12 protein-coding genes are annotated in these 11549 nt (G+C 72.5%); 4 read left to right on the top strand and 8 right to left on the bottom strand.

Going from position 1 to position 11549, the window contains the following annotated elements; all coding sequences use genetic code 11:
* Positions 1-837: an ABC transporter ATP-binding protein gene (locus AQJ67_RS32225; RefSeq protein ID WP_062722878.1), complete on the bottom strand. Its 837-nt coding sequence runs from the start codon at positions 835-837 to the stop codon at positions 1-3.
* Positions 838-1030: 193 nt separating this feature from the next.
* Here AQJ67_RS32225 and AQJ67_RS32220 point away from each other — a divergent pair, with 193 nt between their 5' ends.
* Positions 1031-1258 (top strand): hypothetical protein, encoded by a 228-nt coding sequence (locus tag AQJ67_RS32220; protein ID WP_030053911.1) that lies wholly within the window; start codon positions 1031-1033, stop codon positions 1256-1258.
* 4 nt (positions 1259-1262) lie between these two features.
* Entirely contained in the window at positions 1263-1637 is a 375-nt protein-coding gene (locus tag AQJ67_RS32215; RefSeq protein ID WP_062722877.1) for a hypothetical protein, read from the top strand.
* A gap of 42 nt (positions 1638-1679) precedes the next feature.
* Here the strand turns inward: AQJ67_RS32215 and AQJ67_RS32210 are convergent, their stop codons facing one another.
* Positions 1680-2372, bottom strand: a complete 693-nt coding sequence (locus AQJ67_RS32210; RefSeq protein ID WP_062722876.1) for a class I SAM-dependent methyltransferase — start codon at positions 2370-2372, stop codon at positions 1680-1682.
* A 101-nt stretch (positions 2373-2473) separates the two neighbouring features.
* A complete protein-coding gene (locus AQJ67_RS32205) occupies positions 2474-3160 on the bottom strand; it encodes an esterase/lipase family protein (RefSeq protein ID WP_062722875.1) in 687 nt (228 codons plus the stop codon).
* A 115-nt stretch (positions 3161-3275) separates the two neighbouring features.
* Between AQJ67_RS32205 and AQJ67_RS32200 the strand changes: the two genes are divergently transcribed.
* The gene (locus tag AQJ67_RS32200; RefSeq protein WP_063807384.1) at positions 3276-5642 is read left to right on the top strand and encodes a helix-turn-helix transcriptional regulator; all 2367 of its coding nucleotides are present in this window, start codon (positions 3276-3278) and stop codon (positions 5640-5642) included.
* 41 nt (positions 5643-5683) lie between these two features.
* Here the strand turns inward: AQJ67_RS32200 and bioD are convergent, their stop codons facing one another.
* Genes bioD through bioB form a run of 3 tightly spaced genes read right to left on the bottom strand, consistent with a single transcriptional unit; the run spans position 5684 to position 8913 of the window.
* A complete protein-coding gene (gene bioD / locus AQJ67_RS32195) occupies positions 5684-6400 on the bottom strand; it encodes a dethiobiotin synthase (RefSeq protein WP_062722874.1) in 717 nt (238 codons plus the stop codon).
* Position 6401: 1 nt separating this feature from the next.
* Entirely contained in the window at positions 6402-7700 is a 1299-nt protein-coding gene (locus tag AQJ67_RS32190) for an adenosylmethionine--8-amino-7-oxononanoate transaminase (RefSeq protein WP_107123041.1), read from the bottom strand.
* Positions 7693-8913: a biotin synthase BioB gene (bioB, locus tag AQJ67_RS32185; RefSeq protein WP_062722873.1), complete on the bottom strand. Its 1221-nt coding sequence runs from the start codon at positions 8911-8913 to the stop codon at positions 7693-7695. The genes AQJ67_RS32190 and bioB overlap by 8 nt, the downstream gene beginning before the upstream one ends.
* A 146-nt stretch (positions 8914-9059) precedes the next feature.
* On the opposite strand from bioB, the gene AQJ67_RS32180 reads away from it, so the two are divergent.
* Entirely contained in the window at positions 9060-10187 is a 1128-nt protein-coding gene (locus tag AQJ67_RS32180) for an 8-amino-7-oxononanoate synthase (protein WP_062722872.1), read from the top strand.
* Positions 10188-10273: 86 nt separating this feature from the next.
* Here AQJ67_RS32180 and AQJ67_RS32175 read toward each other — a convergent pair whose 3' ends face one another.
* Positions 10274-10501 (bottom strand): DUF397 domain-containing protein, encoded by a 228-nt coding sequence (locus AQJ67_RS32175; protein ID WP_062722871.1) that lies wholly within the window; start codon positions 10499-10501, stop codon positions 10274-10276.
* A 9-nt stretch (positions 10502-10510) separates the two neighbouring features.
* Positions 10511-11389 (bottom strand): helix-turn-helix domain-containing protein, encoded by an 879-nt coding sequence (locus AQJ67_RS32170; RefSeq protein WP_062722870.1) that lies wholly within the window; start codon positions 11387-11389, stop codon positions 10511-10513.
* Positions 11390-11549 lie beyond the last annotated feature (160 nt).

Genomic DNA, 11549 nt, shown 5'->3' with positions numbered 1-11549 from the left:
TCAGCGCTCCTCGGATGCCGTGGGCCCGCCGCCGGCGGACCGGTCGCGGAGCCCGTCCTGGCCGCGGATCCCGTCGAACCGCTTCATCCGCTCCAGTACGGCCTCCGCGGTCGGCCGCTCCATCTCGTCCACGATCCGCCCGTCGCCCAGGAAGAGCACCAGGTCGGAGTGGGCGGCGGCGCCCGGGTCATGGGTGACCATGACGACGGTCTGCCCCAGCTGGTCGACGGCCTCCCGCAGGAAGCCGAGCACCTCGAGGCCGGCCCGGGAGTCCAGGTTGCCGGTGGGTTCGTCCGCGAAGATCAGCTCAGGGCGGGAGGCGAGCGCGCGGGCGCAGGCGACGCGCTGCTGCTGGCCGCCGGACAGCTGGGACGGCCGGTGCTTGAGGCGGTTCCGCAGTCCCAGCGTGTCGATGACCTGGTCCAGCCACTTCTCGTCGGGCTTCGTGCCCGCGATGTCCATGGGCAGCGTGATGTTCTCGGCCGCGTTCAGGGTCGGGATGAGGTTGAACGACTGGAACATGAACCCGATCCGGTCCCGCCGCAGCCGGGTCAGCTCGCGCTCCTTCAGGCCGGTGATCTCGGTCCCGCCGAGCCACACCTGCCCCGCCGAGACGTTGTCGAGCCCGGCCAGACAGTGCATCAACGTGGACTTCCCGGACCCCGACGGCCCCATGACCGCCGTGAAGCGGCCACGCGCGATGTCCACGTCCACGGAGTCGAGGGCGAGCACCGTCGTCTCGCCCGAGCCGTACGCCTTGGTCAGGCCGCGGGCGCGGGCCGCGACCCCGTCGGCCGACGCGGGGCCCGGGGCGTACTGGGCAGCTGGTGTGGACAAGACCGCCTCCTCAGGGACGGAACGACTCACCGTCACCGCCGAGCGTAATGTGATCCACCGCACACCCGGTATCCACCCAAGGTCCCGGTCGGTCTCCGCCCCAGGTCGGGCCCCTGATATCGATGTAAGGGGCACGCTCCGCCGCCGGGGTGACTCCTTGCCGCTGCTAGCGTCCGAGCGCTAGCTTTGAGGTATGGCGAAGACCCAGCTGAACGTGAGAGTGGACGAGGGAACCGCCCGCGCGGCACGCGAACGTGCCCTGGCCCGCGGAATGAGCGTCAACCGCTACATCGAGGAGCTGGTCAGAAAGGACACCGGAGAGGTCGGGCACACGTTCGTGGACGCCGCCGCCGACTTCATGAAGCAGTACGAGTCCGTCTTCGCCGAGGAGTTCGGCGCGGAGCACGAAGGTCGTCGCTGATCCGTTGAGCAATCTGAACATCGACCTCGCCTGGCTGCTCATGCTCGCCGAGAAGAGGACTCCGGGGGACCCGCAGGTCACCGACTGGGGAGCCCTCGTCGCCGCCGTCGCCCGCCACCGGGCGGAGATATTCGACACCCCGGTCTACGACAGCCCGCAGGCCCGCGCCGCGGCCCTGCTCCAACTCCTCATCCACGTCCCGGCCCTGGAGCGCTCCAACGCGCTGTTCGCCTCCGCCGTCGCCTACGCCTACCTGGTCGCCAGCGGCCTCAAGGTCGTCACCTCGCCCGAGCAGGTGCGCGATCTGGCACGCCTGGTCAAGAGCGGTGAGGCCTCGGTCGAGGACATCGCGCGCGAACTGCGCCAGTGGAGTCTGTGACGCGGATCCTGTGAGACAGGCTCCGCGAGGCGGGGTCCGTGGTCAGCCGGCCTGCTCCTCCGCCGGCCGCCACGCCGTGCCCAGCACGCAGTACGACGACGGGAGCACCGGCCCGTTCTCCGGCATCATCACCTGCCGGCACGGACCGAGTTCGAAGCCCGCCCCGCGCAGCGCCGCGACCGGATCGCGGGAGACATGACAGCCGCCGCTCACCAGCGGCCACACCGTCCGGTCCAGCGCGCGCTGGGTGAGGAGCATCGCGCGTCCGCCGCCCCGGCCGTGCTCGAAGAACCGCACCACACCGCCGGGCCGCAGTACCCGCCGTACCTCGCCGAGCGCCCGCGGCACGTCCCGCACGCTGCACAGCACCAGCGAGAGCACCACCGCGTCGAAGGCCTCGCTCTTGACCGGAAGCGCCTCCGCCGCGCCCGGTACGACATCCACCGGAACCTCGGCCCGGAGCGCGGACTCCACCGCCAACTGCCGCAGCACAGGCTCCGGTTCGATGGCGACGACTTCCGACACCGCGCTCGGGTAGTGGGTGAAGTTCAGGCCGTTGCCCGCGCCGATCTCGATCACCCGGCCCGACAGTCCGGCCAGCAGCCGGTCGCGGATGTCGCCCATGCCCATCCGCGTCTCGGCGCTGACACTCATCCGGGCGTAGAAACGGGCGAACAGCGGGTGGTGCACGGTACCCCGTGACACCTTGCCGGAGCCGGCGGACCGTACGGCCATGGGGACCTCCCGGGTGGGACGGGGCTCACCCTGATTGTCCCCCGTACGGGGCCGACGCACCCCCGCCGCCGCGGTGGCCGTCGTTTCCGGCCGGGCCGAGATCAGCCGATGAAGTCCCGGACCTGCTCGTACACGCCCTGGTCGTTGTTCATGTCGGTGTGCGAGACACAGCCGACCTCGACGTTCGTGGCGCCGCTCAGGACGGCGGTGGTGTCAGGGGTGAGCGCGTCGTCGCAGTTCGACCAGTAGCTGGCGTACGACACACCGCCCGGGGTCTCGTCGCCCGAGTTCAGGGCGGACAGGAACGAGCTGCCGGTGTTCATCTCCGCGCAGGACGTGTACAGCCACGCGCACCACGAGGCGGTGGACGTGCCGTGGTTCACGCCCGCCGTGGAGACGAAGTCGTCGACGTACGACGTCCCGCCCAGGTTCTTGAGGTAGTAGCGGGCGCTGAGCGCGCCCATGGAGTGGACGACCAGGTCGACCTTCGAGGCGCCGGTCCTGGCCAGCACGTTTCTGATCTCGGTCGCGAGCTGCTGGGCGGTGGTGGCGTTCGACTGGGCCCAGTCGTACGACCAGGCGTCCAGCTCGGCGGAGGAGTATCCGTCGGCCTCGAAGTATCCGGCCCAGTCGTCCCAGCTGCTCGCCGAGCTGCTCAGACCGTGCACGAAGACGACGGGGTCGTGGGTCGCGGCGTGCGCGGGTGTGGGGGAGAGGGTGAGTGACAGAAGGAGCGATGAGGCCAGGGCCGTGAGGGCCGTGGCCATGCGACGCGTGCGGCGCTGCATGATGCCTCCTGAAACGTGTGGGGTTGCCAGGAGTGTCGAGCCGGGTCTACGCGCGCCGCATCGGCGAAATCGCCGGTCTTTACGGTTCAATTAACTCGCCAGTAACGTCATTTGTGTGGTGACTCCGGTGAACCCCCCGCCTCTTGACCGCACTTCGCCACCGCGGCTCACGTCGGCCTGGCGACAACTGGCCGCGACGCTCCCCGAAGGCGTCCGAGTCCGGCTGCTGCGTGCGGTGCACGGCGATCCGCGCGCCGCAGTCGAGTCGGTCCCGCTCCTGACCGACCGCCAGTCGACGGGCCTCGACCCGCTCCCGTCGGAAACCGCCGAACTGGCCCCGCTGCTGCTGCGCGAACGCCGGGCGGAGATCCGGGCGTTGCCGGACGACACGCGGCTGTTGCTGCTGCTCGCCGCGGCCGATCAGTACCCGGTCGCCACGGACGCCTTCCTGCGCGCCGTCATGGCCGCCCGCCTCGACACCCGCTCCCTGGACGCCGCCGAGGCGGCCGGGGTCGCGCACGCGGGCGCGGGCGGGGTCGTGTTCCGGGACGCGTGGACGCGGATCGCGGCCTACGAGACCGGCTCCCCGGCCGACCGCCGCGACGTCCACCGCCTGCTGGCCCGCGTGCTGGGCGGCGCGGGCGGGACACCGTGGCGTTCCTGGCACCGGGGCGCGGCGGCACTCGGGCCCAGCGCCCGGCTCGCGGCGGAACTCGGCGCCGCCGCGCACAAGGCGGCCACCGCGGGGCGGCTCCCCTTGGCCCGCGCCCTGGCCGAGCGCGCCGCCGCACTGTGCCCCGACCCGCCCGAACAGACCCGCCTGGTCGCCCTCGCCGCCACGTACGCCTGGCAGTCGGGCGACGGCGACCGAGCCCGTCGACTCGCCGCCACCGCCACCGACGATGCCTTGACGGGGGTGCTCGCCCTCCGGGCGGGGAACGCGTCTGAGGCGTTCGACGCGCTGCTGACGGGGGTGGTACGGGTGGGTGCGCGGGGAGGAGGCTTCCGGTCGACGGGTGCCGCCGCCGACGACGTGCGCCGTTCCCTGTCGGCAGAAGCCGCTGCCGACACGGGCTCCCGGCCTCCGGCCAAAGCCCCTCTCGCCGCTCTCCCCGCCTCAACTCCCCTCGCCGCGGACACCGTTGCCCTCCACACACCTTCCTCCGCCCGCGCCGACCACCTCCTCGCCCGCGCCACCGAAGCCGCCGTCTACACCGGAGACCTACGCCGCCTGCATGAGGCCGCGCAGGTCGCCGACCGCCTCGGCGTCGTGCCGCCCGGGACGCTCGGCGGGCTCGTGGCCGCGTTCGACGGGCGCTACGCGGACGCGCGTGACCTGCTGCGGTCGGCGGCCGGGCAGTGCGGTCCTGACGGTGAGCCGACCGTCCTGATCCACGCCGGGATCGCCGCCCTGCTCCTCGGCGACCACACCCGCGCGGCCACCGCGACCGTGCGCGCCGCTGCCTCCGCGCGGGCACGGGGCACTCCGGTGGCCGTGGCGCAGGCGATGGAGTTCCGGGCGTACGCCGACTTCTGGACGGGACGCCCGCGGGCCGGCGAGGCCGCCGCCGTGGACGGGCTCTGGCAGGCCCACGCCACCGGTCAGGACAACGGGGCCTGTCATCTCCAGGCAGCCCTCGCGATGTTCGCGGCGCTGACCGGAGACGGGGACCTCTGCCGCGAACGCGCCGCGACGGCACGGTCGTACGCCCTCGCCCACGGCCTCGGTCTGCCCGCCGCGCTCGCCCAGTGGGCGCTCGCCTTCCTCGACCTCAGCAGTGGCCGCTTCGCCGCCGCGGCGGCCCGACTGCGCGCCCTGGCCGGATTCGGCCCCGGACACGGCCACCGGGCCATCCGCCATCTCGCCACCCCGCACTACGTCGAGGCCGCCGTCCGCACCGGTGACACCCGGGTCGCGCGGGTCGCGCACGCCGACTACGACCGCTGGGCGAGCACCGTGCGCAGTCCCGACGACCTCGCCCTCAGCGCCCGCTGCCGCGCCCTGCTCGCCCCCGGCGCGGAAGCCGTGGACCACTACCGCACGGCCCTCGGCCTGCACTCACACGGCACTCGTGACTTCGAACGCGCCCGCACGGAGCTGCTGTTCGGCAGCGCCCTGCGCCGACTGCGCAGCCGTACGGAGGCACGCGACCGGCTGCACAGCGCCCTGGAGGCGTTCGACTCCTTCGGCGCCCCGCACTGCGCCGCCCAGGCCCGCACCGAACTGCGCGCCCTCGGCGCACCCGCCGCGCAGCCCGCCGACCCCGCGGACCACCCCTCGACCCGCCTCACCGCCCAGCAACTCCTGGTCGCCCGGATGGCCGCCGAGGGCGCCACCAACCGCGAGATCGCCGCCCGCCTCGCCCTCAGCCCCCGCACCATCGACCACCACCTGCGAGGCATCTTCACCCGCCTCGGGATCCGCTCCCGCATCGAACTGGTGCGGATCGTCGCCGACGGCGGAAAAGGGGAGCCGCTCTAGTTCGTTCGGCGCAGGCGCAGGCGCGGGCGAACCCGGCGAGGTCAGGGCGCTTCCCGCACCCGGAACCCGTCCGCGTCCCACGTCCCGAACAGCCGCGGGGCCAGCCAACCGGGCGCCCCGGCACGGAAGTCGGCGGGTGCCAGCGCCCCCGCACCCGCCGGGACCGCGCCCAGCAGCGGCGCCGCCGCCACGTCCGGCAGGTCCGCGACGTTGCAGCGCGACGCCAGATCCGGTGTCTCGGGCCAGCTGCCGATCACGACGCCGAGCAGGTCCAGGTGCCGGCGGCGCAGTTCGCGGGCCGACAGCTCCGTCGTGTTCAGGGTGCCCAGGCCGGCCGACGCCACCACCAGGACCGGCGCCGCCATCAGCTCGGCCGCGTCGGCCAGGGTGCTGCCCGCGTCGTCGAAGCGGACCAGCAGCCCGCCGGCCCCTTCCACCAGCACCAGGTCGTGCTCGGTGGCCAGTTCGGCGGCGGCCTCGGCGATCTGGTGCGGACGTACCGGTGGGAGACCGGCCCGGCGCGCGGCCGTCGCCGGGGCCAAGGGCTCGGGGTAGCGGGCGACTTCCGCGGTCGTCACGGCGCCGGCCAGCCGCGCGACCTCCGCCGCGTCCCCGCGCTCGTCCGGCGCGACGCCCGTCTGCGCGGCCTTCAGCACCGCCACCGAACGGCCCGCGGCCACCGCGGCCGCCGCGACCGCGGCGGTCGTGACCGTCTTGCCGACCTCCGTGCCCGTGCCCGTGATCACCAGTACCGGCATGTCAGCCCTCCCGAGCGGCCGCGCACACCGCGCGGGCGATCCGTGCGACGTCCGCGTCGCCCGTGACGTACGGCGGCATCGTGTAGACGAGGTCGCGGAACGGCCGCAGCCACACGCCCTCCCGCACGGCGGCCGCCGTCGCCGCCCGCATGTCCACCGCGTGGTCGAGTTGGACGACACCGATGGCGCCGAGGACACGGACATCCTTCACGCCCGGAAGGTTCGCCGCGGGGGCCAGTCCTTCCCGCAGGCCCGCCTCGATCCGCTTCACCTCGGCCGCCCAGTCCTGCCCGAGCAGCAGCTCGATCGAGGCGCAGGCCACCGCGGCCGCCAGCGGATTGCCCATGAAGGTCGGGCCGTGCGCCAGCACCGGCACCTCGCCCCGCGAGATCCCGCCGGCCACGCGCGAGGTGCACAGCGTGGCCGCCATCGTCAGGTATCCGCCGGTCAGCGCCTTGCCCACGCACATCACATCCGGCGTCACCGCCGCGTGCTCCGCCGCGAACAGCGCGCCCGTACGCCCGAACCCGGTCGCGATCTCGTCGAAAACGAGCAGGACGTCGTGGGCGTCGCACGCTTCCCGCAGCACCCGCAGATACGCGGGGGAGTGGAACCGCATGCCGCCCGCGCCCTGCACGACCGGCTCGACGATCACGGCCGCCAGTTCGTCGGCGTGCCGCTCGATCAGCGACCGCAGCCGCTCGGCGTACGACTCCTCGTACTCCACCGGCGGCGGATCCGCGAACACCTGGCGCTGGAGCACACCGGTCCACAGCTCGTGCATCCCGCCCTCGGGATCGCACACCGACATCGGCTGCCAGGTGTCGCCGTGGTAGCCGCCGCGCCAGGTCAGCAGCCGCTGCTTGCCGGGGCGGCCCAGAGAACGCCAGTACTGCAGGCACATCTTGATGGCGACCTCGACCGACACCGACCCGGAGTCCGCGAGGAAGACATGCTCCAGACCGTCGGGCGACATGTCGACAAGGAGCTTCGCCAGCCGTACGGCGGGCTCGTGCGTGAGCCCGCCGAACATGACGTGGCTCATCCGAGCCAGCTGCTCGTGCGCCGCCTTGTTGAGCACCGGGTGGTTGTAGCCGTGGATCGCCGACCACCAGGACGACATGCCGTCGACCAGCTCACCCGAACCGTCGGCCATCTTCAGCCGCACCCCGCTCGCCGACTCCACGACGAGCGGTTCGGCGCGGCCGGGCATGGGGCCGTACGGATGCCACACGTGCCGCCGGTCGAGTTCCAGCAGCTCGGGAACGGTCAGGCGGGGCACGGTGCGCGCGTCAGGCATTGGGCGCGAGGTCCGTGCCGGCGCCCCGGCGGCGTACGGCGACCAGGTCCGTGCGCGGCTCGGTGACGGCCGGCGTCGCGGCTGCCGTACCGCAGACGCCGCCCCCCTCGTGCCCACCGCATCCGGCGTCGTCGTGCCCGCCGCACCCGGCGCTCTCCTGGGACCCGCAGCCCGCGCTCGCGTGCGAGCCGCAGCCGCCGCCGGCCGTCGCCCGGTGCTCCGGCAGGGTCACCTGGTCGGCGCCCTCCACCTCGAACCCGGCGTCCGCGATCATCTCCAGGTCGGCCTTGCCCGCCTGACCCTCGGTGGTCAGGTAGTCGCCGAGGAAGATCGAGTTGGCCAGGTGCAGGGCGAGGGGCTGCATCGTGCGCAGATGGACCTCGCGGCCACCCGCGATGCGCACCTCGACGTCGGGGCAGACGAAACGGACCATCGCCAGGATGCGCAGGCAGCGCTGCGGGGTGAGGTTCCACTCCTTGGCCAGCGGGGTGCCCTCGACCGGGATCAGGAAGTTGACCGGCACCGAGTCCGGGTCCAGCTCGCGCAGCGAGTAGACGACGTCGACCAGGTCCTCGTCGCTCTCGCCCATGCCCGCGATCAGGCCCGAGCAGGCGGACAGGCCGGCCGCGTGCGCCTTGGTCACGGTGTCGACGCGGTCGGCGTAGGTGTGCGTGCTCGTGATCTCGCCGTAGGTGGCCTCGGAGGTGTTGAGGTTGTGGTTGTAGGCGTCCGCGCCGGCCTCGCGCAGCCGCTCCGCCTGGCCGTCGGAGAGGAGTCCGAGACAGGCGCACACCTCGACGCCCTCGTTCTCGTCCTTGATCGCCTTGATGGTCTTCGAGACGCGGTCCACGTCGCGGTCGGTCGGGCCGCGCCCGGACGCCACCAGACAGACCCGCTTGGCGCCTCCCGCCAAACCGGCGGCCGCGGCCTGGGAGGCATCCTCGGGCTTGAGCCAGGTGTACTTCAGGATGCCGGTGGTCGAGCCGAGGCGCTGGGAACAGTAGGAGCAGTCCTCGGGGCACAGCCCGGACTTCAGGTTGACGAGATAGTTGAGTTTCACCCGTCGGCCGAACCACTGCCGGCGCACCTTCCCGGCCGCGGCCACCACATCGAGCAGGTCGTCGTCGGAAGTGGCGAGGACGGCCAAGGCTTCCTCGCGGGTCGGCAGCTCGCGCCGAAGCCCCTTGTCCACCAGCGTGTTCAGCAGGTCCATGGGAGCTGATCCTTACGCACGGAGGGCCTCCGAGCCAAGGAGACTTCGGACAACCCTGTCACTTCGATGTGTGGGTATTGCCACACCGTGGGCCGTCGGCCGTGCGACTAGTGTCTGTGCACTGCCTACAAAAGCCCGGAGGAGCCATGGCGTTCGGCTGGATCGACGAGCAGGCGGAGCTGCGCCGCCGCGCCGGACTCGTACGGACCCTGCGCCCGCGCCCCGCCGAGTCGCCGCTCCTCGATCTCGCGAGCAACGACTACCTGGGTCTGGCCCGCCACCCGGAGGTCACCGAGGGCGCGGCGCGGGCCGCGCGGACGTGGGGCGGCGGCGCCACCGGCTCCCGGCTCGTCACGGGCACCACGGAGCTGCACGCCGAGCTGGAGCGCGAGCTGGCCGACTTCTGCGGCTTCGAGGCGGCCCTGGTCTTCTCCTCCGGCTACGCGGCCAACCTCGCCGCGGTCACCGCGCTGGCGCCGCACGGCTCGCTGATCGTCTCGGACGCGGGCAACCACGCCTCGCTGATCGACGGCTGCCGACTGGCGCGCGGCACGACACAGGTCGTGGCGCACTCCGACCCGGACGCCGTGCGCAAGGCGCTCCAGACGCACGACGGGCCCGCCGTCGTCGTGTCCGACACCGTCTTCTCGGTCGACGGCGACGCCGCCCCGCTGGCCCGGTTCGCCGAGGCGTGCCGGGAACACGGCGCCGGGCTGGTCGTGGACGACGCCCACGGGCTCGGCGTGCTGGGCGACGGCGGCCGCGGCGCCCCGCACGCCACGGGGCTCGCGGGCGCCGACGACGTCGTCGTCACGGTCACGCTGTCCAAGTCGTTCGGCAGCCAGGGCGGTGCCGTGCTCGGCCCCGCCCGGGTCACCGACCACCTGGTCAACGCGGCCCGGACGTTCATCTTCGACACGGGCCTGGCCCCCGCCGCCGCGGGGGCGGCCCTGGCGGCACTGAGGTTGCTGCGCCGCGAGCCGGAGCGCGCGGCGCGGGCCCGCACGGTGGCGAGCGAACTGCACACCCGCCTGACGGCCGCGGGTCTGGAAGCCGTACGTCCGGACGCCGCGGTCGTCTCCGTGCGGGCGCCGTCCCCCGAAGAGGCCGTGCTCTGGGCGGCCGAGTGCCGTGCGGCGGGCCTCGCCGTGGGCTGCTTCCGTCCTCCCTCCGTTCCCGACGGCATCTCACGGCTGAGGCTGACCGCCCGCGCGGACCTCTCCGAGGGGCAGATCGAACGCGCTGTACGGGTGATCGGCGAGACACGACCATGAGTCGGCGTGACACGGCCCTGCCGTCGCATCAGTCGGACCTGATCAGAGTGGAATCGATCAGAATCGGTCGGAGTTGATCGGTGCGGTCAGGACTGGAACGCGGTCGTGAAGCCCGTCCAGCTCTCGGGGGAGAAGAGCAGCGCGGGTCCGGCCGGGTCCTTGGAGTCGCGCACGGCGAGCAGCCCGGTCCACGGGCCGGAGTGCTGCCGTGCCGTCTCGACGCAGTTGTTCGCCCCGGTGCTGTAGCTGCTGCGCAGCCATCGCGCACCGGGCAGATCGGTACTTGAAGTGACCTTCCGAGGCGTTGCGGTCATGGTGCCTCCTTACGCGCCGCCAGCCAGCGCGGCGATGTAATCCAACGATTCCTCGGGCGAAAGGGCGTGGATCCGAAGGGTGTTGAAGGCCTCCGTGTAGGCCTGGAGGTCTTCTTTCCGTTCGAGATAGAGGCTACTCGTCAAGTGGTCGAGAACAACCACATCCAGATCAGAAGTGCGCGAAAATGAGAAGATAACGAAAGGCCCGGTGATGCCGACATGCTCGCCGGCCGCGAACGGCAGCACCTGCAACCGGACTTGGGGCAACCGCGCCGCCTCCACCAGCCGCCTCAACTGCCGCGCCATGACCTGCGGCCCACCGATCTCCCGGCGCAGCACCGCCTCGTCGAGCACCGCGCTCAGCTCCAGCGGCGGTTCCGCGCGCAGCACGTCCTGCCTGGCCAGACGGACCGCGACCAGCGCCTCCAGACGTTCGTCGGCGTCGGCGCTCTCGTCGGCGAGTCCGCCCACCGCGGCCCGGGTCACCGCACGCGCGTACTCAGGCGTCTGCAACAGCCCGGGCACCACGGAGGTCTCCAGCGTGCGCATCGCGCTCGCCTGGGACTCCAGGCTGATGAAGTCGCGGTACGTCGGCGGCAGCACTCCGCGGTACGCGTGCCACCAGTGATGACGGCCGCCCCCCTCGTCGGAGCCTGCCAGCACCAGCAGCAACTCCCGTAGCCTGGCGTCCTGTACGCCGTAGGCGTCGAGCAGTAACCGCACATCGGCCGGTTTCACCCCGCTGGCGCCGGTCTCGATCCGGCTCACCTTGGACTGGTGCCAGCCCACCAGCCGGGCCGCCTCACCACTGGTGAGCCCCGCCCCGGTGCGCAACGCACGCAGTTCCGCGCCCAGTTTTCGGCGGCGCACCGCGGGACCGTGCTGCATGGGCAACTCCTTACTCCAACCGAGCCGCCCAAATACGCTCTGCCGTCGCAGAGTTCACCGCTTCGAGCGACAGATATATGCACATCTTGGTGGATCGCCACTCCTGACGGGCGCGGTAATGGCACTCTGGCGACGAAGCACCAGTCCGGGACCGTACTCG

Source organism: Streptomyces caeruleatus (genome assembly GCF_001514235.1).
Taxonomy (GTDB): Bacteria; Actinomycetota; Actinomycetes; order Streptomycetales; family Streptomycetaceae; genus Streptomyces; species Streptomyces caeruleatus.
The sequence above is the reverse complement of the archived record's forward strand: the minus strand, read 5'-3'. Positions and strand labels throughout refer to the sequence as shown.